Raw genomic sequence first — 22022 nt, 5'->3', positions numbered from 1 at the left:
TATCCTTTATACGATTCCAAAGATCCAGCCTTCGGTGCGGCGCACCATAGCGGAGAGTGCGGGCGGTTTCCAGTATTTGCGGTCATGGGCGATATGACGAAGGGCGGCTGCCGTAACCATCGCATCGGCCTGATGGTCGTCAAACCTGGCGCCGGACAGAAATTCCTCCATTACTCCAAAGGCCTGGAGGATATTTTCCAGCGCCACATTGTCCCGTATCTTGCCCCTGTGCCCACCAAGGCTGGCGAAGGCGGCAGCATAAATTTCAACCATGACAAGGCTGGCTTCACCGGGTTCATCAAAGGGCCAGATGGCGATATGTTTTTGCTGGTTCAACTCATGCAGTATCGCCATAGTCGACAGACCCGACAGGCCTACCTGACTGGGGCCTATGAGGTGAAAAACGCTTTCACAGGGCCCGACACCGCTGGTAACCGCCAGATTTTCAGCCACCCGCATGCGTCTTGAATACAGGTCTCCGCGCAACCCCGGCCGCAGGTAGTGCCGGGCGTAGCGGTCAACAAAGGGGCCACCATAGAAGTCTTCATCGCGGCCACATACCTGTGCAACGCTGTGCCATAACTGTGCAGCATGCCGGGACGCATTTTCGTTTGGAAAATAACCATCAGCGTCCACGAAGGGCATTGCAAAGGACGAATCGATACCCACCAGCACATGGTCGTCGCTCCCGAGCCCGGCGAGCCACTCAGTCAGCTCTACACGGCTCCAGCGCTTGTTTCCAGATGGCGGCGCCACGAGGTTTGGCGGCCCCGTACCGGCCTCACACTCGGCGACGGCAAGCCCATTGTGCCGCTTTCCTTTGGCTCCGGTCCAATCAATGCCGATGAATTTGCTGAATGTTTGCATGCGCAGTCTTTGTACAGTTTTTGTGCAGTTTTGCGGGGAAGCTCGTGCCTTGATGGTCGCACCGGAAGCATGGCTATCTCAGGCGAATATTGGCACGGCCTACTCCGCTGACTTCTTGCCCGCAAAGTCCGCTCGCACCCGGGCGAAATATTCAAGTCGCTTTTGTATGTCGCGTTCAAAGCCGCGCGCCACGGGTTTATAAAGGCCCACACGGTCCATCCCGTCCGGGAAATAGTCCTGCCCCGAAACTCCGGCCTCGGTGTCATGATCGTAAGCATAGCCTGCGCCGTACCCCATATCTTTCATCATCTTGGTCGGCGCGTTGAGGATATGGGCTGGCGGCATCAGGCTACCCGTTGACTTGGCGGCCCGCTTTGCCGCTTTTTCAGCTTTATAGGCCGCGTTTGATTTAGGCGCGGTGGCAAGATACAGCACTGCCTGTGCGATCTGCAATTCGCCTTCGGGGCTGCCGAGGAATTCATAAGCCTCCTTCGCCGCCAGCGCCTGATGGATAGCCTCAGGGTCCGCAAGGCCAATGTCCTCACTGGCGAAGCGCACAAGGCGGCGAATGACATACAGGGGGTCTTCCCCTGCCACCAGCATACGCGCCGCCCAGTAAAGCGCAGCATCAGGGTCCGAGCCCCGGAGCGACTTATGCAAGGCAGAGATGAGGTTATAATGACCGTCCCTGTCCTTGTCATATGACGGTGCACGTTTTTGTAACAGCGCCGCTAGCGCCTTGGGATCGAGCTTTTCACCACCCGCCAGGTCATACAGCGTTTCAACGCAGTTCAGCAGAAAACGCCCGTCCCCATCGGCCATAGCCTTAAGCGCGGTACGGGCATCGTCGTCGAGCGGTAGCGGGGCTTCAAGTTCAGCCTCGGCCCGGGTCAGCAATTCTTCGAGCGCAGTATCATCGTGGCGGTTCAGCACCAGCACCTGCATTCGCGACAGAAGCGCGCTGTTTATTTCAAAGGAGGGGTTTTCCGTCGTTGCACCAATGAGGATTATGGTGCCGTCTTCCACATAGGGCAGGAAACCATCCTGCTGGGAGCGGTTGAAGCGGTGGATCTCGTCCACAAACAACAATGTGCCACGCCCGCCCATACGCCGGGCTTTTGCCGCTTCGAATACCTTCTTCAGGTCCGCGACCCCGGAAAATATGGCGGATATCTGCTCAAACGCCAGTTCTCCATGGCCGGCGAGTAGGCGTGCGATGGTAGTCTTGCCTGTACCTGGTGGCCCCCACAGAATCAGGGATGAGATGCGCCCAGTGGTAGCCATGCGGCCGAGCGCACCAGATGGGCCCAGCAGATGATCCTGCCCGACCACATCTTCAAGTGACTTCGGGCGCAGCCGGTCCGCCAGCGGGCGCGGCGTACCGTCATCCACACCGGCGGTTTCAAAAAGGTCGCTCATGCTATCCTACTGACGACACCGGAAAGACCGGTTCGGGATGATCATACACTCGAGCGCCTGACCACGCCGACGAATTTGATAAACATAGCGTTCTTCGTCTTCTCCCAGCACCGGTGTCAGGTCGCTGACTCGTTCGATACGGTTACCGTTGATGCCCAGCAGAATATCGCCCGGCAGCAGGAACTGATATCGTCCCGCAGGGGTGCGGCGGTCGACTTCAAGCACTGCGACACCTTTGAGAAACAGGTCCAGTTGCAGTTCATCGTTGAAGCGCGGTGACAGGTTGCCGATTGTCACACCTTGGAAGGGATGGCGGCCGTCAAGCTTGGTCACGTTACGTTTTGGCTCTTCGGGTGGTAACGCAAGGATAACCGTGCGCTCCTGAATAAAGCCTTCGCTTAGCACTGCCAAAGCGACCTCAGCACCGTTTTCCATGGTGGCGATGCGGAAATTCAGGCCCGGTTCATCAATAACTTCCTTGCCTCCCACAGCCATAATGACATCCCCGACTTTGAGATCCGCCATTGCAGCAGGACTACCCGGGAATACATCGTCAATCAATATACCGCCTGCGCGGTCGAGGCCAAGGCTGGCAGCGAGGTCACCGGTGACACTCTGGCCGTTCACACCAAGCCAAGGCCTGACCAGTTGCCCTTCATTAAGAGCGGCGCGCAGTACGGACTTGACCATATTGGCGGGCACCGCAAAGCCAATACCGTTTGAGGCACCTGTGCGGCTGTAAATAGCTGTGTTAATACCAAGCAGTTCGCCTGTCATACCGACAAGCGCGCCACCGGAGTTACCGGGGTTGACGGCTGCGTCTGTCTGGATGAAAAAGCCGAAATCTGAAATGCCCTGTTGCGTGCGCGCGTTGGCTGAGACAATACCGCCAGTGACTGTCTGGCCAATACCAAACGGGTTGCCAATGGCAAGCACGATGTCGCCCACCTCCACATTATCCGAATCAGAAAGCGTGAGCGTTGGCAGCGGCTCGTCTCCTGCGTCGATCTGCAGGATGGCGAGATCTGTCCGCGGGTCATCCAGTACTACACGCGCGTCAAACTCTCGCCGGTCGGCCAGCACGACCTGAATTTCATCGGCGCCGTCAATCACATGATGGTTGGTCACGATCACGCCATTGGGCCGAACAATGACACCTGACCCCAGTGAACCGCGCACGCGCTCCTGCGGCATGCCAAAACTGAACTGGTCGCCAAAGAAGCGTTGAAAAAGAGGGTCGTCAAACAGAGCTGAACGACGAGAGCGTACAACCTGTTTGGTGTAGATATTGACCACGGCAGGGGCTGCTTCACGAACGATGGGCGCGTAGGAAAGCTGCACCTGCGCACTCGACTGTGGCACCTCACGGGTCACCTCATAGTCCTGCGCATGGGCTGTGCCCGCCAAACCGCCAATCAGGGCGATCATGAGTGAAACACGCTTCGTGAACTGCTTCATTGTCACGTCAATCCTTTGTCTGTGACCCGGACCCCGGGGCTGTTCTATGTGCCAGTTATGGCGGAGGTAAGGCAAGAGCGCAAGACCCAGTCCGGCCCGCAAACTGCCACGCGGTTAGCTATCGGGATATTCCTCCAGATGTCGTGCAAGCAACAACGCGCAATCAAGGTCCAATAGCTCGCCGCTGGCAACCATTGCCAGAAACTCGCCCTTGCTTAGAAGGACCGGCTCACCGATAATATTCGGGTCTTCCTCCGGCTCAGTTACCTTTCGGCAATTCCGCGCGAGGAAGATATGCTTTTTTGCGGTGGAATACGCGGTAACGTAACAGATAGCAAGCAACTCCAGCTCCGCCTTATAGCCGGTTTCTTCCAGCAACTCCTTGCGGGCGGTATCAAGCGGTGTGTCACCGTCATCAATGATGCCGCCAGGCATATCGTATAGCCAGCGTTCAGGGCCGGGGCGGAACTGCCGCACCATTAACACCTGCCCTTCAGTGGTCACCGCGCCGCATACCGCGAACTCGGGCTCTTCTTTGATGAAATAGGCATAGTCCCTGCCGCGGTATTCAAAGCACTTTCGCTTAACCGCCAGGAAGGCATCCCGATAAACCTCCCGCTGGCTTTTGGGCATAACGTTGTCGCTCATATGTATCTTCATCCGGTATCTGTGCCATGCAACAAATTAAACTTGACCTTTGAGCCTGCAATTGCAAGTCCTGCCTGAAGGGTTCAAGAGCCACTTTGATATGGCGTTTTTTTGTGATGATGCTGTTTTTTAAGATTGCTGCTCACTATCTGCCTTTAATTAACCGGTCCAGCGGGAGGGAAAATGGGTATTCACTTACTGAAGGGTGCCGACCTGTCAACCGTGAGGATTCATCAAGGCCGCGGCATTCAACGCGATATGCCGCGCCCGCCCGACCTGCGGCAGGAAGGATATAAGGACCAGTTTGATTTCACCACACTGTTTTATTTTGCCGCGCGGGCTCAAGATGGCCATGCCCACCTCATTGGCCCCTCATTTCTCAACTTCCGTGATCATATGCAGGCAGGCCAATATACGGTAGTCACCACCGGTGGCAGCCGAACACGGATTCCTGCCAATGATATGAAATGGTATGACGGCCAGTGCCAATCCGGTGTGTCTTTCCCGTTATCGCCAAAGGAAACTTGCCTTCTGGAAATGAACCTCGGGCCACTTGGGCGGCATGATGTCCCCCTGCCCGGTTATCGGGGCGGCTTGTTCGCTGGCAAACGCGTCGCCTTTTCCATGATAAAATACGATCAGCTTTCGTGGGTCAGAGACTGGGCCGAATTCTATGCCCGCGCCCACGGCAGCAACGCGATACTTATCTATAATAATCAAGCCCCCAACTATTCATCCCGCGACATCGCGGACGCGCTTTCAGGACTGGCGGAAATTGAAACTGTCATGGTGGTAGACTGGCCGTTCAAATATGGCCCTCAGGCAGCGGGAACCGGGCTTTGGGATTCGGTCTTTTGCAAAACAGGTGCGTTTCAACACGCCCGGCATGCATTGTTAGGCGAGGCCGCAAGTGTCGTGAACGTCGACATTGACGAACTGATCGTGCACCCGGCGCAAGAGTCGATTCATGTGGCTGTTGAGCGCGCCGATTTTCCGTATCTCCGCATTGGTGGCATCTGGGCCTGTCGAAGTGCGGCAGACCCGTCGCCACCAGAATGCCTCAGTGCGCGGCGTCACCGTCACTTTTTGCACCGCTCATCCATAATGCCCAGAAAATGTGCCCCCAAATGGGCCCTGGTACCGTCAGCATGCCCACCTGAAAGTCAATGGGTCACGCACACTGTAAGGAACTGGGCGGGCTTACCGTCGGAACATTCAGAGTTTTGCTTTAGGCATTTTCGTGACCTGAACAGCGGCTGGAAAGGAAAGCGATCCTCCCTTCCCCGAAAACAGTTTCTTGATGACGAGGCGATAGCGATCTATAGCACTATCGACTGGGTACAGGCAGGGGATGCGCGCTAAGAGGCTGTCCGGGTTGCGATCAGTATGCCGCTGGCCCAGTCAAGACTCGCGACCCTGATAGCCTCTCGCCGCGCCATATCGGCCACATAGGCGTCTACCACACTCTGGTGCCCTGTCGGCCAGTTTGGCTGTGGCAGAAGGTCGTCAACCACATACATACCGCCCGGTCGGAGCAATGCCAGGGTTTGATCAAGGTGGCTGTATTTGCCTGCCCATGTGTCGGCAAAAATAAGATCGAACTGTGCGGGTTCGAGCGCCGCAATAAAGTCTCCAGCATCCTCGCGGCAGAAGGTAACCCGGGGGTCACCCTCAAGATGACGGCGCGCCACATCCTGAAAGCGGGCATCATTATCCACGGTGACAAGACGGGCATCTGCTGACAGTCCCGCCAGCAACCAGGCTGTGGACAAGCCCGTGCCGGTACCGAGTTCAAGGCAGGTGCCACCGGGCTTGCTGCCGCCAAGTGCCCGCAACAGCGATCCCACTGCGGGGTCTGACGCCATATCAAATCCCAGTGCCTTGGTCTCCACCGCAATTGCCGCGAGTGTCTGCCCAAGCGTTTTCATCGCGCCGCCGGGCGCCTCTTGCTGCCATTTCTCAAATCTCACCATGAACCTCCGCTGGTATCCCGGATGTGCCCCACCCGAATGATTGAGTTTCACGCTAGATATGAAAAAGGGCGAGCAAATGACCGCCTGTTTTATTTCTATGACGAAATGGTGGCCGCAGGTTTCGGCGGTGCCGCCAACCCCAGACGTATAAACAGAACGGGCGCAAGCAAGAGGCCGGAAAACCCGGCAACGGCATACCGGATATATTTAAATATATGCCCGGCGAGGCTCGCCCGCTCAACAAATTCATCGGCAAGCAAACCGAGGAGAACAAGCGGCAGCGCCACGCACCCAATCGTCAAAACACAGCGCATCGTCTTGCGCAGGGTGCTACCCTCCGCTGCATGGTAGCCGAGCCAGCGCCGCTCGAAGCTGGCGGCAAGCGCAACGCCGGTAAGAAAGCCCAAATTGCCAATAATGCTAAGCGGCGGCTTGTCCGGTGCGGTGCCTCCCATGGTATACGTGAAAAGCCACAATCCGGTACTGAACGCCATGAGCAGGGAGAGCTGGGCAGGCCAGACAAGCTTTTGCCACGCCTGAGCGACGCTGTCGCCCTTGCGGTAAGCAATCCAGGCTGTCAAGCTACCCAAAAGCCAGCCCAGCACGATATCTTCCACATAATGTACACCAAGATAAGGCCGCGACAAACCGATCAGCGTGGTGGCACAAAGGGCCAGTATGGTCATCCAGCGTCGCCGCAGGACCAGCGCGAGATAGGCATAAAATGCAGCTGCTGTCATGGCATGCCCCGAAGGGGTGGAATACTCAAGCACAAGGCTCTCGACGTGCCCGGCCGACACCACCCACATTGCCTGCCATGTGCCGTCTGCCGCAAAGGGCCGCGGGTTCATGATCACTGTTTTCAGGATGTGGTTCACACAGATGCTCAGCAGCAGCAGCACGGCCAACCGCACACCAAGATCACGATTACGGGCACCATATATAAAGGTGATGATCAGGATGTACCCCGGCACATCGCCGACATCACTCCATACGTTGAAAAACACGGTCAGCCAATCGGTGCGGTGCTCGGCGATGCCGACCATGATGTCTGTGTTCCAAGGCAATGTCTTTCCCATCTCCCCAAGACATGATGGCCGCCGCTACCTGACCGGAGGGGGCGTACCATTGTCAAACCAAATGAGCATACCGGCAGCTACAAGCACTCGCCCACAGATAAAAAAGGGCCGCCAAATGGCAGCCCTTTCGAATTCCGCGATGATGACAGGGCTTATGCCGCGTCTGCCTCATCATCCATGTCGGCAGATGGGCCGCTGTCCTGGCCTTTGGCATCTTCGTTACGGTCAACAAGCTCAATCACTGCCATCGGCGCGTTATCGCCGTGACGGAAACCAGCCTTGAGAACGCGGGTGTAACCACCGGCACGCTCTTTGTAACGATCAGCAAGCTCATCAAACATCTTGCTTACAATTGTTTCGTCCTGAAGACGGGCGATTGCAAGGCGACGGTTGGCAAGGCCACCCTTTTTTGCAAGCGTGATCAGCTTTTCCACAACCGGGCCAAGCTCTTTTGCTTTTGGCAAGGTGGTGACGATCTGCTCGTGCTTGAGAAGAGCCTGGCTAAGGTTCATGAACATTGCCTTACGGTGGCTAGCGGTTCTATTCAGTTTACGACCGGCTTTACGGTGACGCATGGTTTTAACTCCTTGATGCCTGTCCGGCCTTGCGCCCTATCTCATACGCGTGGGCATAGTACCGGCAGGTGTCCCCGCATCCGGGGAGGTTTTTTACAAAATTGATCAAAAGCCCGCCAGCGAAACTGACGGACTTAATCTCAAGTGCTTAGTAGTCTTGCTCGAGTTTCTTGGCGAGCTCTTCGATATTCTCAGGCGGCCAAGCAGGGAGTTCCATACCAAGGCGCAGGCCCATGGACGAGAGAACTTCCTTGATCTCGTTAAGCGACTTGCGGCCGAAGTTCGGCGTGCGGAGCATTTCTGCTTCGGTTTTTTGCACAAGATCACCAATGTAGACGATGTTGTCGTTCTTGAGGCAGTTCGCGCTACGCACGGAAAGCTCAAGCTCATCCACCTTGCGAAGAAGCTGACGGTTGAACGCTGGTTCGTCGTCGTCTTCCTGCTTGGTGGCTTCTTCCGGCTCATCGAAGTTGACGAACACGGCCAGCTGGTCCTGAAGGATACGGGCCGCGAAGGCAACAGCGTCCTCAGGCGTCACTGTGCCATCGGTTTCGATTTCCATCGTCAGCTTATCATAGTCAAGAACCTGACCTTCACGGGTGTTCTCAACCTTATAGCTTACTTTCTTAACCGGGCTGTAGAGCGCATCAACCGGGATCAGACCGATCGGAGCGTCTTCAGGACGATTGCGGTCAGCAGGCACATAGCCTTTGCCCGACGCTACCGTCAGCTCCATGTTAAGTGTTGCACCTTCGTCGAGGTGGCAAAGCACGAGGTCTTTGTCGAGGATATCAACGTCAGCAACTTCTGAGATCGCGCTGGCTTTCACTTCGCCTGGGCCCGAAGCCGTAAGGTGAAGACGCTTCACGCTATCGCTGGTTACACGAACCGGCAGTTGCTTGATGTTGAGTACGATGTCCGTCACGTCTTCGCGCACGCCAGGTACGGAAGAAAATTCGTGCAGCACGCCCTCGATATGGACACTCGTCACGGCCCCGCCCTGCAGCGACGACAACAGAACACGACGCAGGCCATTGCCAAGCGTCATGCCGTAGCCGCGCTCAAGCGGTTCAACGACAATTTTGGCCTTACGAAGCGGGTCTGCACCCGGTTCGATCGTAAGACCATTTGGTTTAATCAGTTCCTGCCAGTTTTTCTGGATCACGGTGTAACCCTCATTTTGTATGACGCTAAAAAGGCGCCAAAGGATTCGCGCCAATACTCGGCGGTAACTACCCTATACTCAAGAATGCCTTAAACGCGGCGGCGTTTCGGCGGGCGGCAGCCATTGTGTGGAATCGGCGTCACGTCACGAATAGACGTGATAACGAAGCCGATAGCCTGAAGCGCGCGCAGAGCGGACTCGCGACCAGCGCCAGGACCCTTCACTTCCACTTCCAATGATTTCACGCCATGATCCTGCGCTTTTTTGCCTGCGTCTTCCGCAGCAACCTGTGCAGCATAAGGCGTGGATTTACGAGAGCCCTTAAAGCCCATCATGCCCGCGGACGACCAGGAAATCGCGTTCCCTTGAACATCCGTAATAGTAACCATCGTATTGTTGAACGATGCATTTACGTGAGCAACACCATTGGTGATGTTTTTCCGCTCACGGCGCTTAACGCGACCTGTGTCTTTAGCCATCTCTAACAGACCCTAAAATTGGGGGGGACCTAAACAGCCTAACCCTGATTATTTTTTCTTACCGGCGATCGCGACCGCTTTACCCTTACGGGTACGTGCGTTCGTGCTCGTGCGCTGACCGCGCGTCGGCAGTTTTGCACGGTGACGGAGACCACGATAGGTCTTGAGGTCCATCAACCGTTTGATATTGATCGCCACTTCACGGCGGAGGTCACCCTCAACTGTGAATTCAGCATCGATCATTTCACGGACCTGAATTACTTCAGCATCCGTCAGTTCCGAAACCCGGCGTTCACGAGGGAGGTTCAGCTTGTCGCAGATCCCCTTGGCCGTCGTGTGGCCAATACCGTGAATATAGGTCAAAGCGATTTCTACTCGCTTGTTGGTCGGAATGTTAACGCCAGCAATACGCGCCACGACCGTTTCTCCTAGTTACAAAGTTCACGTCAATTGTTCTCGAATCACAAGACGTGCTGAAGCCGGGGATTATATGAGTAAACCCCGGTTCGTCAACCGCCTTGTGACAGTTTTTCACGCAGCCAAAACTGCGTCTATTTGTGCAGCAACTTCACTGATGGAAGCCATACCGTCAACTTGCTGCAAAATTCCTTTTTCCGCATAGTATGGCAACACCGGTGCCGTCTGTGCGTAATATTCTTCCAAACGCTTGGCCACCGTCTCCGCATTGTCGTCCGGGCGGCGTTTGAATTCGAGGCTGCCACATACGTCACATACACCGTCTACTTTGGGTTTCAGGTTGGTGTCATGGTAACCTTCATTACATTTGGCGCATGTATAGCGGCCAGAGATGCGGTCGACAAGCGCTTCGTCGTCCACTTTCATTTCAATCACGGCGTCAAGCTTCAGGCCCTGGGCCGCCAGCATGTCATCAAGAGCCTCAGCCTGCGCCACAGTGCGCGGGAAACCATCGAGAATGAAGCCGCTTTTGCAGTCGTCTTCCCTGATCCGGTCACGAATGATGCCGATCACGATTTCGTCAGACACAAGCTGGCCGGCTGACATCTTGGCTTTTGCAGCGATGCCCATCTCGGTTTCCGCAGCAACTGCTGCGCGCAGCATATCGCCGGTTGAAAGCTGCACGAGACCTTTTTGCTTCTCAATGCGCTGAGCCTGCGTGCCCTTGCCTGCACCCGGAGGGCCGAACAGAATAACAATCACCGGCGACCTCCCTTAAGGCGGGCCTTCTTGAGAAGGCCTTCATACTGCTGCGCCATCAGGTGCGAGTGTATCTGGCTTACGGTGTCCATTGTCACGTTCACAACAATGAGCAGGCTCGTACCGCCGAGGTAGAATGGCACCGCTGCCTGACTGATCAGAATCTCGGGGATCACACACACAAGCGCGATGTAGGCAGAGCCGATAACTGTCAAGCGGGTAAGGACATAGTCAAGATATTCTGCGGTACGTTTACCAGGACGGATGCCGGGCACAAAACCACCATGCTTTTTCAGGTTATCAGCGGTATCCTCAGGATTGAACTGAATAGCCGTATAGAAGAAGCAGAAGAACACAATCAACGCAACATAAAGCGCGATGTAGAGCGGACGCCCGGGTGCGAGAATCGCAGACACTGTACCCAGCCACTCTGGCCCACCGGTCTGATACAGGTTTACCACCGTCAGCGGCATCAAAAGGAGCGAGCTTGCAAAGATCGGCGGAATAACGCCAGCGACGTTAAGCTTCATCGGCAGGTGAGACTTGTCGCCCTGGAACATGCGATTACCCTGCTGCCGCTTCGGATACTGGATCACAATACGGCGCTGGGCGCGCTCACAGAACACAATGAAGTACACAAGTGCTGCTGCACCAACCAGCATCGCCAAAAGGATTGCCAGCGACATGGAACCTGCCCGGTTCAGCTCAAAAGCCTGCGCGAGTGTGCCGGGCAACTCCGCCACGATACCAGCAAAAATAATCAGGGAAATACCATTACCAATGCCGCGCTGGGTGATCTGCTCACCAAGCCACATCAGGAACATGGTGCCACCCACAAGAGTGACGACCGTGGTGAAGCGGAAGAAGAAACCGGGATCAACGACAACGCCAGCCTGCCCTTCAAGGCCGGTGGCAACTGCATACCCCTGCACAATCGTCAGGAGCACGGTACCAAAACGGGTATATTGGTTGATCTTCTTGCGGCCCTGCTCACCCTCTTTTTTCCATGCGGCCAATGTAGGGCTCATGGTGGTGAGGAGCTGCATGATAATGGAGGCCGAGATATAGGGCATGATGCCAAGCGTAATAATGGACATCCGCTGCAGCGCACCCCCGGAGAAGGTATTCACCATATCCAGGAAACCACCACCCATGCTTGCGAACATGTTCGCAAGGGCATCTGCATCGATGCCCGGCAGCGGAATATAAGTACATAGACGATACACAATGAGTGCACCAAGAGCGAACCAGATACGCTTTTTAAGTTCTTCGGCTTTGCCGATAGACCCAAAGCTAATATTGGACGCCAGTTGTTCTGCAGCGGAAGCCATAAAGCCTACCTCAGCCCCTTGATCGTTTTCGAGATTATCTCGGCCCGTTAGCTAGTTAGGCAACAGTAACCTTACCGCCAGCCTTTTCAATAGCTTCCACTGCGCCTTTTGACGCACCGGTAACCGTGATATCGACTTTTGCGGTCAGTTCACCTTTAGCGAGGAGACGTACACCGTCCACAACCTTGCCAACCACACCAGCTTCCACCAGCGTTTCGACAGTGATTGGTTTCTTGGCGTCCAGCTTCTTCGCATCAATCGCCTTTTGCAGACGGCCGATGTTCAGCACCTGGAAGTCACCTTTGTTCAGGCTTTTGAAGCCACGCTTTGGCAGACGACGGTAGATTGGCATCTGGCCGCCTTCAAAACCGTGGATCGCAACGCCTGAACGTGCTTTTTGACCTTTATGACCGGAACCGGCGGTCTTACCCTTGCCGGAACCGATACCGCGACCAACACGCGTGCGCTCTTTACGGGCGCCGTCGTTGTCACGAAGTTCGTTGATTTTCATCACTATTCTCCGATCGCGCCGGCTTAGTCTTCAACGCGCACGAGATGGTGCACCTTGTTGATCATGCCGCGAACAGCCGGGGTATCTTCCAGCTCACGCGTCTTGTTCATTTTGTTCAGCCCGAGGCCGACCAGCGTAGCACGCTGGTCTTTTACACGACGGATCGGGCTACCGATCTGAGTCACTTTAACCGTTTTTTTCTTCGCAGCCATTGGTCATTACTCCGCCGAATTTGCTTCTGCAGCATCGTCACTTTCATCACCAGCACCGACGACTTTGATGTCGCCACGGCGTGCTACGATGTCAGCAACTTTCTTGCCACGTTTAGCGGCGATCTGACGTGGCGAATTCTGGTTAACCAGAGCGTCGAACGTTGCGCGAACCATGTTGTATGGGTTCGAGCTACCTTGCGACTTCGTTACCACGTCCTGTACGCCAAGTGCTTCAAACACTGCGCGCATCGGACCACCTGCGATGATACCGGTACCAGCCTGAGCGGTACGGAGCAACACCCGACCAGCGCCCCAACGGCCGCGGATATCGTGGTGTAGCGTCCGGCCCTCACGGAGCGGTACGCGGATCATGTTTTTCTTAGCAGCTTCCGTAGCCTTCCGGATCGCTTCCGGCACTTCACGTGCCTTACCGTTCCCGAAGCCAACACGGCCACGTTGGTCACCAACTACTACAAGAGCAGCAAAACCAAAGCGACGACCACCTTTTACTACCTTGGCCACACGGTTGATGTGAACAAGCTTCTCAATGAGTTCGCTTTCCTCACGATTGCGTTCTGGGCGTGCCATTGGACATCCTCTTCTTTATCTAGACCTTAGAATACCAAGCCGCCTTCGCGCGCTGCGTCTGCCAGTGCTTTTACACGGCCATGGTAGAGGAACCCACCACGGTCGAACACGACATCAGCAACGCCGGCAGCTTTAGCACGCTCGGCAATCAATTTTCCAACCTTCGTTGCAGCCTCGGAGTTGGAGGTTGCACCGTCACGCAGGTCCTTCTCGGCGGTGGAGGCGGCGGCAACAGTCGCGCCCTTAACATCGTCGATAATCTGCGCATAGATATGCTGGTTTGTGCGGTGAACAGAAAGACGCGGCCGCCCGACACTCTTCTTGCGAAGCTGTGTACGGTTGCGCTGACGGCGCCGTTCAAAAAGTTTGTTTTTAGCCATTCCTGCCACCCGTTACTTCTTCTTACCTTCCTTGCGGAAGATATATTCACCTTCGTACTTGATACCCTTACCTTTGTAGGGCTCAGGCTTGCGGAACTCGCGGATCTTGGCTGCTGTCTCGCCGACAGCTTGTTTGTCGATGCCGGAGATAATGATCGTGGTCTGATCAGGCGTCTCAATCTTGAGACCGGCTGGGACCGGGAAATCAATATCATGGCTGTAGCCAAGTTGCAGGTTCAGCGCAGAGCCTTTCATAGCAGCGCGATAACCAACACCTGCAATCTGGAGTTTTTTGGAGTAACCGGTGGTTACACCCTCCATCAGGTTGGAAATCATCGTACGCTGCATCCCCCACATGGAGCGGGCACGCTTCGTGTCGTTTACAGGCTTCACCACGATGCTGTCTTCTTCCTGGGCAACAGTTACCTCAGGAACGAAGGACATGGCGAGTTCACCCTTAGGGCCTTTTACCGTCAGGTCCGAACCGTTCAAGGAAACGGACACGCCGGACGGAATAGCCACTGGCTTTTTACCGATACGGGACATGAGTTCTCCCTTTCCTTAGAATACGGTGCAGAGGATTTCGCCGCCCACATTGTTCTCACGCGCTTCTGCGTCGGAGAGAACACCTTTCGGTGTGGAGACAATCGAAATACCAAGGCCGTTGTGAACGCGTGGCAGGTCACGAACCGAGCTGTACACGCGGCGACCAGGTTTGGACACACGATTGATCGTGCGGATAACCGGTTCACCTTCGTGATACTTCAGCTCGATGGTCAGCTCAGCTTTATTAGCTTCGCCTTCAATCCGGGAATAACCACGGATGAAACCTTCACGCTGCAAAACGTCCAGAATGCGCTGACGCGTATTGGACGCAGGTGTGGATACAACAGTTTTGCGAGCTTGCAGACCGTTGCGGATACGGGTCAGCATATCGCCGATCGGATCAGTCATCGACATGAGCCTACCCCCTTACCAGCTTGACTTAACAACGCCCGGTATCTTGCCAGCGGAGCCAAGCTCACGCAGCCCGATACGGGACATCTTGAATTTACGATAATAACCGCGCGGACGACCAGTTACTTCGCAGCGATTGCGAAGACGCGTCTTTGCGCCGTTACGTGGCATGGCAGCAAGCTGCAACGCATACACCCAGCGCTCTTCGTCGTTCAGATCCTTGTCGTAGATCTTCGCCTTGAGCTCCGCGCGCTTCTTTGCGTATTTTGCAACAAGCTTTTCACGCCGTGCGTTCTTGTTGATGGCACTTTTCTTAGCCATGTAAAAACCCTCCTTCGGCTGCCGTTACTTTTTGAACGGCATGTCAAAACCGGCGAGAAGCGCACGCGCTTCATCATCGTTTTGAGCCGTGGTGCAGATGATGATGTCCATCCCGCGAACAGTATCGATACGATCATAATCGATTTCGGGGAAGACGATTTGTTCCTTCAGGCCCATTGCATAGTTGCCACGACCGTCAAACGACTTCGGGTTAACACCCTGGAAGTCACGAACGCGTGGAAGCGCAATGGTAATCAGGCGATCAAGAAACTCGTACATACGCTCAGAGCGCAGTGTTACCTTCACGCCAATCGGCATGCCTTCACGCAGCTTGAAACCTGCGATCGACTTGCGGGCGTTGGTAACAACAGGCTTCTGACCGGAGATAGCAGCGATTTCCTCTACTACCTTGTCGATCTTCTTCTTGTCCTGAACGGCTTCACCAACACCAACGTTGATGACAACCTTGTCCAGTTTCGGAACCTGCATCGGGTTTTTATAGCCGAACTGTTCCTGCAAGGAAGCACGTACTTTTTCTTCGTACATTGTACGAAGGCGTGGCAGAGCCTTGGTTGCTTTAGCCATCGATCACCTCCCCGGACTTCTTCGCAAAGCGAACCTTGCGACCGTCTTCGAGTGTTTTGAAACCAACACGAGAAGGGACACCGTCTTTCGGGTCTTCAATCATCAGATTGGAGAGCTGAATAGCGGCTTCCTTCGTTTCGATACCACCAGCACTGGTCTGCGTCGGGCGGTTGTGCTTCTTGATCAGGTTCACACCCGATACAAACGCACGACCTTCAGCAGGCAGTACAGACGTGATTTCGCCGCGCTTGCCTTTGTCTTTACCGGCAACCACAACGACCTTGTCACCTTTTTTCAGTTTCGCGGCCATTTATAGTACCTCCGGTGCAAGCGAGATGATTTTCATATGCTTCTTTGCACGCAGTTCACGCACGACCGGGCCAAAAATACGCGTACCGATCGGCTCATGGTTCTTGTTTACAAGCACTGCTGCGTTGCGGTCGAAACGAATGGCTGTGCCATCCTGACGACGCACTTCTTTGGCAGTACGAACGATGACAGCGCGGTGCACGTCACCTTTTTTAACACGACCCCGTGGGATCGCTTCCTTTACGGAGACGACGATGATGTCGCCTACCCCGGCAGTTTTGCGCTTGGAACCACCAAGCACTTTAATGCACTGCACCCTCTTGGCCCCGGAGTTGTCGGCCACGTCGAGGTTGGTTTGCATCTGAATCATGGGTTACACCCTTTGTTATTGCCGACGAATAGCAAGAAGGTGAGGCCTAAGCCTCACCACCAACTACGCGCCAGGTCTTCAGTTTAGAAATAGGACGACATTCCTCAATACGGACTGTCTCCCCAACCTGAATAGTGTTGCTCTCATCGTGAGCGTGGTACTTCTTAGAGCGCCGAATAATTTTGTCAAGCAAAGGATGCTTGATCCGACGTTCAACTTTAACAACAACGGTTTTGTCGCCCTTGTTGCTGACTACTGTACCTTGCAGAATACGCTTTGGCATGGGTCTACTCCTTACGCCTCAGCCGAGTGGCTCAGGATCGTTTTAATCCGCGCGACATCACGGCGGATCTCACGAACGCGAGCCGTGTTTTCAAGTTGGCCAGACGCTGCCTGAAAACGCAGGTTGAACTGCTCTTTCTTCAGGCTTTCGAGCTCTTGACGGAGCTCGTCTTGCGACTTGGCACGAAGATCAACTGCCTTCATTTTAATTCTCCGTTAGCTCTTAATGCATCCGTTGCACGATGCGTGTCTGAACAGCAAGCTTTGCAGCTGCACGTTCGAACGCACCACGCGCCAGTTCTTCATTGACGCCATCGATCTCAAACATGATGCGGCCAGGTTTTACCTTGCACACCCAGCGATCGACAGAGCCTTTACCTTTACCCATCCGGACCTCGGCAGGTTTCGCCGTTACTGGAACATCCGGGAAAATCCGGATCCAGACTTTACCTGACCGCTTCATGTGGCGGTTCATGGCACGACGGGCTGCCTCGATTTGACGAGCCGTTACACGGCCTGGTGCGGTCGCTTTGAGACCGAACTGGCCGAAGTTCAGATCGGTTCCGCCCTTGGCATTGCCATGGATCCGGCCTTTGTGGGCCTTGCGGAACTTTGTACGTTTCGGTTGCAACATTGTCTGTCGCTCCTATCACTTACCGTCCGGCCTAACGGCGGGACGGGCCACCTTGGCTTTGAACTTCGTTTGCACGGCGTTCATGAGCCATTGGGTCGTGTTCCATGATCTCACCTTTGAACACCCAAACCTTGATGCCGCAAATACCATATGCGGTCAGGGCTTCGGAGACACCATAGTCGATGTCTGCACGCAGGGTGTGCAAGGGCACGCGGCCTTCGCGGTACCATTCGGTCCGTGCGATCTCAGCGCCACCAAGACGGCCTGCGCAGTTGATCCGGATACCACCGGCACCAAGACGGATGGCGCTTTGCACCGCACGCTTCATCGCACGGCGGAAGGCCACGCGGCGCTCCAGCTGTTGTGCGATATTGTCGGCGATAAGCTTCGCGTCGATTTCCGGCTTACGGACTTCAACAATGTTCAGGCTGACGTCGGAGCTCGTGAAATTCGCGATCTTACGACGAAGCTTTTCAATGTCGGCGCCTTTTTTGCCGATGATCACACCCGGACGAGCCGAGTAAATGGTCACGCGACATTTTTTTGCCGGACGTTCGATGATCACTTTGGAGATACCGGCTTGCGACAGCTCCTTCATCACGAACTTGCGGATATCCAGGTCTTCGTGCAACAGTTTGCCGTATTCTTCACCTTCGGCATACCAGCGCGAGTCCCAGGTGCGGTTCACACCCAGGCGCAGACCAACGGGACTAACTTTCTGACCCATTATGCAGTCTCCTCTACTTCGCGCACAACGATGCGCAGACGGCTGAACGGCTTCACGATCTTGCCAACACGACCGCGAGCGCGGGCGCGGAAGCGCTTCATCACGAGTGCCTTGCCCACGGTTGCTTCCGCAACGACGAGGCTATCCACGTCCAGATTGTGATTGTTTTCTGCGTTTGCGATTGCAGACTGCAGAACCTTCTTCACGTCGATTGCAGTGCGGCGACGGTTAAAGCTCAGGCTAGCCAGAGCTTTTTCCACTTTCATACCGCGAATGCTAGCAGCCACCAGGTTAAGCTTCTGGGGCGAGCCACGAAGCATAGTAGCGGTTGCTACGGCCTCGTTATCCGCCAAACGGCGTTTTGCAGATTGCTTACCCACAGTTACTTCCTCTTCGCTTTTTTGTCGGCGGCGTGACCGTAGTAGGTCCGCGTCGGCGCGAATTCACCAAGCTTGTGACCAACCATGTCTTCCGTCACGTAGACAGGAATGAACTTGTGCCCATTGTAGACATTGAAGGTCAGCCCAACGAAATTCGGCAGAATGGTCGAACGACGTGACCAAGTCTGAATGATTGCCGAAGTTTTACCGCTTTCCATAGCCGCTTCCACCTTCTTGAGAAGGTGCATGTCAACGAAAGGGCCTTTCCATACAGAGCGTGCCATATTCAGGACTCCTTAGCGTTTCTTGCGCTCGTGGCGCGACCGGATGATAAGCTTATCGGTACCTTTATTGGACCGCGTCTTCTTACCTTTGGTGGGCTTACCCCATGGCGTCACTGGATGACGACCACCGGAGGTACGACCTTCACCACCACCGTGCGGGTGATCGACCGGGTTCATGGCAACGCCACGAACGCTTGGACGACGACCGAGCCAGCGGTTCCGGCCCGCTTTAGCGAGCTTGATGTTTTGGTTGTCTGGGTTGGATACAGCACCGACCGTTGCGACACACTCGCCGCGAACAAGACGGACCTCACCGGAAGACAGACGAAGCTGCGCGTAACCGCGGTCACGACCGATCAACTGGGCGTAAGCACCAGCGGAACGAGCCATCTGACCACCCTTACCGGCTTTCATCTCCACATTGTGGATGATGGTACCGATAGGCATGTTAGCGAGCGGCATTACGTTGCCTGGTTTCACATCTACCTTTTCGCCTGCAATCACGGTATCGCCAGGAGCGAGACGCTGTGGTGCAAGGATGTAAGCCAGTTCACCGTCTTCATATTTAATCAGCGCGATGAATGCGGTCCGGTTCGGATCGTACTCAAGACGTTCTACAGTTGCAGCAACGTCCCATTTCGTGCGTTTGAAGTCGATTACCCGGTAGGTGCGCTTATGACCACCACCACGACGACGCGAGGTGATACGGCCATGGTTGTTGCGGCCACCGGATTTGGTGAGACCTTCGGTCAGCGCTTTTACTGGCTTGCCCTTGTGCAGACCTTCACGGTCAACAAGAACGAGGCCACGCTGGGCCGGGGTCACCGGTTTATATTGCTTGAGTGCCATCGGTTAAACCCCCGTCGTCACGTCAATGCTGTTACCTTCGACAAGTGTAACGATCGCTTTTTTGTACTCGGCGCGTTTGCCGGTTACACCACGAAATCGTTTCACTTTGCCTTCCTGGCGCAGCGTGTTGACTTTCTTCACTTTCACGTCGAAGAGTGCCTCGACAGCCGCTTTAATTTCCGGCTTCGTGGCGTCGATCGCTACTTTGAAGGTTACCTGGTTATTTTCAGAGCCGAGTGTTGCTTTCTCGGTAATCACGGGGCTCTGGATCACGTCAAAATGTCTGATCGCGGTCATTTGAGCCTCTCCTCGAGTTTTGCAACAGCAGCTTTGGTCAGAACCAGCGTGTCACGACGGAGAATGTCGTACACGTTAGCACCTTGGCTTGGCAGCACATCAACGTTCGGAATGTTCGAGACAGCGCGCTTGAAGTTTTCGTTTACTTCAGCACCGTCAACGAAGAGTGCGTTTGCAAGGCCGAGCTTCTCGAGCTTTGCAGACAGTTCCTTCGTCTTGCCGTCTTTCAGTTCCGCAACGTCAACGATGATCAGCTTGCCGTCAGCCGCTTTGGCGGACAGAGCCGATTTCAGGCCGAGCTTGCGTACTTTTTTCGGCAGGTCGAAACCATGATCGCGCGGGATCGGCCCAAAGGCACGACCACCACCGATGAAGATGTTCGAACGACGGTCGCCGTGACGTGCGCCACCACCACCTTTTTGTTTGCCGAACTTCTTGCCAGTGCGTGCGATCTCGGAACGGAACTTCACAGCGTGAGTGCCGGCCCGGCGCTTTGCGAGCTGCCAGTTTACCACACGGTGCAGGATGTCTGCGCGCGCGGTTACGCCGAAGATGGCTTCATCGAGATCGATGTCACCAGCCTTTTTGGCGTCAAGTGTAAGGACGTCGGTCTTCATGACGCTTATTCCTCGTTAGCTTCTGCAGGCGCATCAGTTGCTTCAGCCGGAGCCTCAGCAGGTGCTGCTTCTGCTTTCGCAGGGGCGCGGAACGCTGCCGGCATCGGCAAACCTTCCGGAGCGGCTTTCTTCGCAGCGTCAGAAATCAGCACCCAGCTCTCTTTCGAACCAGGGATGCCGCCTTTGACGAGGATGAGGCCGTCTTCAACCCGCGTTTCAACAATTTCCACGCTCTGGACAGTCTTGCGCACGTCACCGAGGTGACCAGCCATTTTCTTGCCCTTGAACACGCGGCCCGGATCTTGACACTGACCCGTGGAACCGTGCGAACGGTGCGAAATGGATACGCCGTGCGAAGCCCGGAGACCGCCGAAGTTGTGACGCTTCATCGCACCGGCAAAACCTTTACCCTTCGATGTGCCAACAACGTCAACGCGCTGGCCTACGAGGAAATGGTCTGCGGTCAGCTCAGAGCCAACTTCAACAAGCGCGTCCTCGGCTACACGAAACTCGGCAACTTTCGCCTTTGGCTCAACCTGAGCTTTAGCGAAATGGCCGCGCTGTGCCTTGGAAACGTTTTTCACTTTACGGGCACCGGCGCCAAGTTGCAGAGCCGTGTAACCGTCTTTTTCAGCCGTGCGCTGCGCAACAACCTGACAGCCGTCAAGCTGTAGAACTGTCACAGGCACGTGGTGACCGGCGTCGTTAAATACGCGGGTCATACCCAGTTTTTTTGCAATCAAACCTGTACGCATGGTCTTATCCTTGCAGTTTGATTTCAACGTCAACACCAGCAGCGAGGTCGAGCTTCATCAGCGCGTCCACGGTCTGTGGGGTTGGGTCAACAATGTCGAGCAAGCGTTTGTGAGTACGCATTTCGAATTGCTCGCGGGACTTCTTGTCAATGTGGGGACCACGAAGAACCGTGAACTTTTCGATCCTGGTCGGCAGCGGAATAGGACCGCGCACCAGAGCGCCCGTACGCTTGGCCGTGCTGGCGATTTCACCGGTAGCTTGGTCAAGCACGCGGTGGTCAAAAGCCTTCAGGCGGATGCGAATATTTTGCGCTTCCATTGATCTTACACCTTAAAAGCGGCGCCGGACCAGCCGGCGCCTTGTTACTATTAATCGAGGATTTTGGCCACGACGCCCGCGCCGACGGTACGACCGCCTTCACGAATAGCGAAGCGCAGACCTTCGTCCATGGCGATCGGTGCGATCAGCTCGACGGTCAGGTTCACGTTATCGCCAGGCATAACCATCTCGGTACCCTCAGGCAGCTCAACCATGCCCGTCACGTCCGTTGTGCGGAAGTAGAACTGCGGGCGATAGTTTGCGAAGAACGGCGTGTGACGGCCACCTTCCTCTTTGGTGAGGATGTAGGTCTCTGCCGTGAACTTCGTGTGTGGCGTGATCGTCCCCGGGTGAGCCAGAACCTGACCACGCTCAACGTCTTCACGACCAACACCACGCAGCAGCGCACCAATGTTATCGCCAGCCTGGCCCTGGTCCAGAAGCTTGCGGAACATCTCAACGCCCGTTACCGTCG

General features: G+C 55.3%; 35 protein-coding genes. 1 reads left to right on the top strand and 34 read right to left on the bottom strand.

What is annotated here, in order from left to right:
* Window positions 1-6 precede the first annotated feature (6 nt).
* From ACN0VM_RS15735 to ACN0VM_RS15720, 4 genes are all read right to left on the bottom strand, one after another.
* Window positions 7-867, bottom strand: coding sequence for a hypothetical protein (locus ACN0VM_RS15735; protein WP_417451849.1), 861 nt, complete (start codon window positions 865-867; stop codon window positions 7-9).
* A 99-nt stretch (window positions 868-966) separates the two neighbouring features.
* Entirely contained in the window at window positions 967-2286 is a 1320-nt protein-coding gene (locus tag ACN0VM_RS15730; RefSeq protein ID WP_417451847.1) for a replication-associated recombination protein A, read from the bottom strand.
* A gap of 6 nt (window positions 2287-2292) precedes the next feature.
* Window positions 2293-3744: a Do family serine endopeptidase gene (locus tag ACN0VM_RS15725; RefSeq protein WP_417451846.1), complete on the bottom strand. Its 1452-nt coding sequence runs from the start codon at window positions 3742-3744 to the stop codon at window positions 2293-2295.
* Window positions 3745-3858: 114 nt separating this feature from the next.
* A complete protein-coding gene (locus tag ACN0VM_RS15720; protein ID WP_417451845.1) occupies window positions 3859-4392 on the bottom strand; it encodes an NUDIX hydrolase in 534 nt (177 codons plus the stop codon).
* Between the two features lie 183 nt (window positions 4393-4575).
* On the opposite strand from ACN0VM_RS15720, the gene ACN0VM_RS15715 reads away from it, so the two are divergent.
* A complete protein-coding gene (locus ACN0VM_RS15715) occupies window positions 4576-5754 on the top strand; it encodes a hypothetical protein (protein ID WP_417451844.1) in 1179 nt (392 codons plus the stop codon).
* On the opposite strand, the gene ACN0VM_RS15710 is transcribed toward ACN0VM_RS15715, so the two are convergent.
* From ACN0VM_RS15710 to ACN0VM_RS15565, 30 genes are all read right to left on the bottom strand, one after another.
* The gene (locus ACN0VM_RS15710; RefSeq protein ID WP_417451842.1) at window positions 5751-6365 is read right to left on the bottom strand and encodes an O-methyltransferase; all 615 of its coding nucleotides are present in this window, start codon (window positions 6363-6365) and stop codon (window positions 5751-5753) included. The two genes, ACN0VM_RS15715 and ACN0VM_RS15710, sit on opposite strands and share 4 nt — an antisense overlap.
* Window positions 6366-6460: 95 nt before the next feature.
* Complete coding sequence (locus ACN0VM_RS15705) at window positions 6461-7432, bottom strand: phosphatase PAP2 family protein (protein WP_417451841.1); 972 nt, start codon at window positions 7430-7432, stop codon at window positions 6461-6463.
* A gap of 164 nt (window positions 7433-7596) precedes the next feature.
* Window positions 7597-8019: a 50S ribosomal protein L17 gene (gene rplQ, locus ACN0VM_RS15700; RefSeq protein ID WP_417451840.1), complete on the bottom strand. Its 423-nt coding sequence runs from the start codon at window positions 8017-8019 to the stop codon at window positions 7597-7599.
* 148 nt (window positions 8020-8167) lie between these two features.
* The gene (locus tag ACN0VM_RS15695; RefSeq protein ID WP_394805407.1) at window positions 8168-9184 is read right to left on the bottom strand and encodes a DNA-directed RNA polymerase subunit alpha; all 1017 of its coding nucleotides are present in this window, start codon (window positions 9182-9184) and stop codon (window positions 8168-8170) included.
* 89 nt (window positions 9185-9273) lie between these two features.
* On the bottom strand, window positions 9274-9663 hold the full coding sequence (gene rpsK, locus ACN0VM_RS15690; RefSeq protein WP_262691214.1) for a 30S ribosomal protein S11: 390 nt from the start codon (window positions 9661-9663) through the stop codon (window positions 9274-9276).
* Between the two features lie 48 nt (window positions 9664-9711).
* The gene (gene rpsM / locus ACN0VM_RS15685) at window positions 9712-10080 is read right to left on the bottom strand and encodes a 30S ribosomal protein S13 (RefSeq protein WP_417451839.1); all 369 of its coding nucleotides are present in this window, start codon (window positions 10078-10080) and stop codon (window positions 9712-9714) included.
* Window positions 10081-10194: 114 nt separating this feature from the next.
* A complete protein-coding gene (locus tag ACN0VM_RS15680) occupies window positions 10195-10842 on the bottom strand; it encodes an adenylate kinase (protein WP_417451838.1) in 648 nt (215 codons plus the stop codon).
* Entirely contained in the window at window positions 10839-12170 is a 1332-nt protein-coding gene (gene secY / locus ACN0VM_RS15675; RefSeq protein ID WP_417451837.1) for a preprotein translocase subunit SecY, read from the bottom strand. The genes ACN0VM_RS15680 and secY overlap by 4 nt, the downstream gene beginning before the upstream one ends.
* A 55-nt stretch (window positions 12171-12225) precedes the next feature.
* On the bottom strand, window positions 12226-12681 hold the full coding sequence (gene rplO, locus ACN0VM_RS15670; RefSeq protein WP_417451836.1) for a 50S ribosomal protein L15: 456 nt from the start codon (window positions 12679-12681) through the stop codon (window positions 12226-12228).
* A 23-nt stretch (window positions 12682-12704) separates the two neighbouring features.
* The gene (gene rpmD / locus ACN0VM_RS15665; RefSeq protein WP_020401290.1) at window positions 12705-12893 is read right to left on the bottom strand and encodes a 50S ribosomal protein L30; all 189 of its coding nucleotides are present in this window, start codon (window positions 12891-12893) and stop codon (window positions 12705-12707) included.
* A gap of 6 nt (window positions 12894-12899) precedes the next feature.
* On the bottom strand, window positions 12900-13481 hold the full coding sequence (gene rpsE, locus ACN0VM_RS15660) for a 30S ribosomal protein S5 (RefSeq protein ID WP_417451835.1): 582 nt from the start codon (window positions 13479-13481) through the stop codon (window positions 12900-12902).
* Window positions 13482-13507: 26 nt separating this feature from the next.
* Window positions 13508-13861, bottom strand: coding sequence for a 50S ribosomal protein L18 (rplR, locus tag ACN0VM_RS15655; protein WP_417451834.1), 354 nt, complete (start codon window positions 13859-13861; stop codon window positions 13508-13510).
* Between the two features lie 12 nt (window positions 13862-13873).
* The gene (rplF, locus tag ACN0VM_RS15650; RefSeq protein WP_417451833.1) at window positions 13874-14407 is read right to left on the bottom strand and encodes a 50S ribosomal protein L6; all 534 of its coding nucleotides are present in this window, start codon (window positions 14405-14407) and stop codon (window positions 13874-13876) included.
* A 15-nt stretch (window positions 14408-14422) separates the two neighbouring features.
* Complete coding sequence (gene rpsH, locus ACN0VM_RS15645) at window positions 14423-14821, bottom strand: 30S ribosomal protein S8 (protein ID WP_417451832.1); 399 nt, start codon at window positions 14819-14821, stop codon at window positions 14423-14425.
* Window positions 14822-14833: 12 nt separating this feature from the next.
* Window positions 14834-15139, bottom strand: coding sequence for a 30S ribosomal protein S14 (gene rpsN / locus ACN0VM_RS15640; protein WP_262691205.1), 306 nt, complete (start codon window positions 15137-15139; stop codon window positions 14834-14836).
* A gap of 24 nt (window positions 15140-15163) precedes the next feature.
* Window positions 15164-15724 (bottom strand): 50S ribosomal protein L5, encoded by a 561-nt coding sequence (rplE, locus tag ACN0VM_RS15635; RefSeq protein WP_262691204.1) that lies wholly within the window; start codon window positions 15722-15724, stop codon window positions 15164-15166.
* Window positions 15717-16034, bottom strand: coding sequence for a 50S ribosomal protein L24 (rplX, locus tag ACN0VM_RS15630; protein WP_417451831.1), 318 nt, complete (start codon window positions 16032-16034; stop codon window positions 15717-15719). The genes rplE and rplX overlap by 8 nt, the downstream gene beginning before the upstream one ends.
* On the bottom strand, window positions 16035-16403 hold the full coding sequence (gene rplN, locus ACN0VM_RS15625) for a 50S ribosomal protein L14 (protein WP_262691201.1): 369 nt from the start codon (window positions 16401-16403) through the stop codon (window positions 16035-16037).
* 46 nt (window positions 16404-16449) lie between these two features.
* A complete protein-coding gene (gene rpsQ, locus ACN0VM_RS15620; RefSeq protein ID WP_262691200.1) occupies window positions 16450-16686 on the bottom strand; it encodes a 30S ribosomal protein S17 in 237 nt (78 codons plus the stop codon).
* 11 nt (window positions 16687-16697) lie between these two features.
* Window positions 16698-16889, bottom strand: a complete 192-nt coding sequence (gene rpmC / locus ACN0VM_RS15615) for a 50S ribosomal protein L29 (protein ID WP_417451830.1) — start codon at window positions 16887-16889, stop codon at window positions 16698-16700.
* Between the two features lie 19 nt (window positions 16890-16908).
* Window positions 16909-17319 (bottom strand): 50S ribosomal protein L16, encoded by a 411-nt coding sequence (rplP, locus tag ACN0VM_RS15610; protein WP_262691198.1) that lies wholly within the window; start codon window positions 17317-17319, stop codon window positions 16909-16911.
* Window positions 17320-17350: 31 nt separating this feature from the next.
* Window positions 17351-18046, bottom strand: a complete 696-nt coding sequence (rpsC, locus tag ACN0VM_RS15605) for a 30S ribosomal protein S3 (RefSeq protein WP_417451829.1) — start codon at window positions 18044-18046, stop codon at window positions 17351-17353.
* Window positions 18046-18426, bottom strand: coding sequence for a 50S ribosomal protein L22 (gene rplV / locus ACN0VM_RS15600; protein ID WP_317277422.1), 381 nt, complete (start codon window positions 18424-18426; stop codon window positions 18046-18048). The genes rpsC and rplV overlap by 1 nt, the downstream gene beginning before the upstream one ends.
* Window positions 18427-18428: 2 nt before the next feature.
* A complete protein-coding gene (gene rpsS, locus ACN0VM_RS15595; RefSeq protein WP_417451828.1) occupies window positions 18429-18710 on the bottom strand; it encodes a 30S ribosomal protein S19 in 282 nt (93 codons plus the stop codon).
* 12 nt (window positions 18711-18722) lie between these two features.
* Complete coding sequence (gene rplB / locus ACN0VM_RS15590; protein WP_262691195.1) at window positions 18723-19559, bottom strand: 50S ribosomal protein L2; 837 nt, start codon at window positions 19557-19559, stop codon at window positions 18723-18725.
* A gap of 3 nt (window positions 19560-19562) precedes the next feature.
* The gene (locus ACN0VM_RS15585; protein WP_417451827.1) at window positions 19563-19856 is read right to left on the bottom strand and encodes a 50S ribosomal protein L23; all 294 of its coding nucleotides are present in this window, start codon (window positions 19854-19856) and stop codon (window positions 19563-19565) included.
* Window positions 19853-20473: a 50S ribosomal protein L4 gene (gene rplD / locus ACN0VM_RS15580; RefSeq protein ID WP_417451826.1), complete on the bottom strand. Its 621-nt coding sequence runs from the start codon at window positions 20471-20473 to the stop codon at window positions 19853-19855. The genes ACN0VM_RS15585 and rplD overlap by 4 nt, the downstream gene beginning before the upstream one ends.
* Before the next feature lie 5 nt (window positions 20474-20478).
* Window positions 20479-21228: a 50S ribosomal protein L3 gene (gene rplC, locus ACN0VM_RS15575; protein ID WP_417451825.1), complete on the bottom strand. Its 750-nt coding sequence runs from the start codon at window positions 21226-21228 to the stop codon at window positions 20479-20481.
* A 4-nt stretch (window positions 21229-21232) separates the two neighbouring features.
* Entirely contained in the window at window positions 21233-21547 is a 315-nt protein-coding gene (gene rpsJ / locus ACN0VM_RS15570; protein WP_020401309.1) for a 30S ribosomal protein S10, read from the bottom strand.
* Between the two features lie 50 nt (window positions 21548-21597).
* Window positions 21598-22022, bottom strand: a 425-nt coding sequence (locus tag ACN0VM_RS15565) for an EF-Tu/IF-2/RF-3 family GTPase (RefSeq protein WP_417451824.1), incomplete at its 5' end; no start/stop codon positions are given.

Origin of the sequence: Kordiimonas sp., assembly GCF_048260245.1 — a bacterium.
Classification (GTDB): Bacteria; Pseudomonadota; Alphaproteobacteria; order Sphingomonadales; family Kordiimonadaceae; genus Kordiimonas.
The sequence above is the reverse complement of the archived record's forward strand: the minus strand, read 5'-3'. Positions and strand labels throughout refer to the sequence as shown.

Excerpts from the sequence above, each read along its gene's own strand:
- rpsK (WP_262691214.1), bottom strand. The coding sequence starts at position 9,663 with ATGGCTAAAGACACAGGTCGCGTTAAGCGCCGTGAGCGGAAAAACATC.
- rplR (WP_417451834.1), bottom strand. The coding sequence starts at position 13,861 with ATGGCTAAAAACAAACTTTTTGAACGGCGCCGTCAGCGCAACCGTACA.
- rplX (WP_417451831.1), bottom strand. The coding sequence starts at position 16,034 with ATGGCCGCGAAACTGAAAAAAGGTGACAAGGTCGTTGTGGTTGCCGGT.
- rplQ (WP_417451840.1), bottom strand. The coding sequence starts at position 8,019 with ATGCGTCACCGTAAAGCCGGTCGTAAACTGAATAGAACCGCTAGCCAC.
- secY (WP_417451837.1), bottom strand. The coding sequence starts at position 12,170 with ATGGCTTCCGCTGCAGAACAACTGGCGTCCAATATTAGCTTTGGGTCT.
- rplD (WP_417451826.1), bottom strand. The coding sequence starts at position 20,473 with ATGAAGACCGACGTCCTTACACTTGACGCCAAAAAGGCTGGTGACATC.
- rplP (WP_262691198.1), bottom strand. The coding sequence starts at position 17,319 with ATGTTGCAACCGAAACGTACAAAGTTCCGCAAGGCCCACAAAGGCCGG.
- rpsQ (WP_262691200.1), bottom strand. The coding sequence starts at position 16,686 with ATGCCAAAGCGTATTCTGCAAGGTACAGTAGTCAGCAACAAGGGCGAC.
- rpmD (WP_020401290.1), bottom strand. The coding sequence starts at position 12,893 with ATGGCTGCGAAGAAAAAAACGGTTAAAGTGACTCAGATCGGTAGCCCG.
- rpsJ (WP_020401309.1), bottom strand. The coding sequence starts at position 21,547 with ATGGAAGCGCAAAATATTCGCATCCGCCTGAAGGCTTTTGACCACCGC.
- ACN0VM_RS15735 (WP_417451849.1), bottom strand. The coding sequence starts at position 867 with ATGCAAACATTCAGCAAATTCATCGGCATTGATTGGACCGGAGCCAAA.
- ACN0VM_RS15715 (WP_417451844.1), top strand. The coding sequence starts at position 4,576 with ATGGGTATTCACTTACTGAAGGGTGCCGACCTGTCAACCGTGAGGATT.
- rplC (WP_417451825.1), bottom strand. The coding sequence starts at position 21,228 with ATGCGTACAGGTTTGATTGCAAAAAAACTGGGTATGACCCGCGTATTT.
- rpsS (WP_417451828.1), bottom strand. The coding sequence starts at position 18,710 with ATGGCACGCTCTGTATGGAAAGGCCCTTTCGTTGACATGCACCTTCTC.
- ACN0VM_RS15730 (WP_417451847.1), bottom strand. The coding sequence starts at position 2,286 with ATGAGCGACCTTTTTGAAACCGCCGGTGTGGATGACGGTACGCCGCGC.
- rpsH (WP_417451832.1), bottom strand. The coding sequence starts at position 14,821 with ATGTCGATGACTGATCCGATCGGCGATATGCTGACCCGTATCCGCAAC.
- rpmC (WP_417451830.1), bottom strand. The coding sequence starts at position 16,889 with ATGAAGGCAGTTGATCTTCGTGCCAAGTCGCAAGACGAGCTCCGTCAA.
- ACN0VM_RS15585 (WP_417451827.1), bottom strand. The coding sequence starts at position 19,856 with ATGACCGCGATCAGACATTTTGACGTGATCCAGAGCCCCGTGATTACC.
- rpsE (WP_417451835.1), bottom strand. The coding sequence starts at position 13,481 with ATGGCACGCCCAGAACGCAATCGTGAGGAAAGCGAACTCATTGAGAAG.
- ACN0VM_RS15720 (WP_417451845.1), bottom strand. The coding sequence starts at position 4,392 with ATGAGCGACAACGTTATGCCCAAAAGCCAGCGGGAGGTTTATCGGGAT.
- rplF (WP_417451833.1), bottom strand. The coding sequence starts at position 14,407 with ATGTCCCGTATCGGTAAAAAGCCAGTGGCTATTCCGTCCGGCGTGTCC.
- rplN (WP_262691201.1), bottom strand. The coding sequence starts at position 16,403 with ATGATTCAGATGCAAACCAACCTCGACGTGGCCGACAACTCCGGGGCC.
- rplO (WP_417451836.1), bottom strand. The coding sequence starts at position 12,681 with ATGAAAATCAACGAACTTCGTGACAACGACGGCGCCCGTAAAGAGCGC.
- rpsN (WP_262691205.1), bottom strand. The coding sequence starts at position 15,139 with ATGGCTAAGAAAAGTGCCATCAACAAGAACGCACGGCGTGAAAAGCTT.
- ACN0VM_RS15725 (WP_417451846.1), bottom strand. The coding sequence starts at position 3,744 with ATGAAGCAGTTCACGAAGCGTGTTTCACTCATGATCGCCCTGATTGGC.
- ACN0VM_RS15710 (WP_417451842.1), bottom strand. The coding sequence starts at position 6,365 with ATGGTGAGATTTGAGAAATGGCAGCAAGAGGCGCCCGGCGGCGCGATG.
- rplB (WP_262691195.1), bottom strand. The coding sequence starts at position 19,559 with ATGGCACTCAAGCAATATAAACCGGTGACCCCGGCCCAGCGTGGCCTC.
- rpsC (WP_417451829.1), bottom strand. The coding sequence starts at position 18,046 with ATGGGTCAGAAAGTTAGTCCCGTTGGTCTGCGCCTGGGTGTGAACCGC.
- rplE (WP_262691204.1), bottom strand. The coding sequence starts at position 15,724 with ATGGCTAAAGCAACCAAGGCTCTGCCACGCCTTCGTACAATGTACGAA.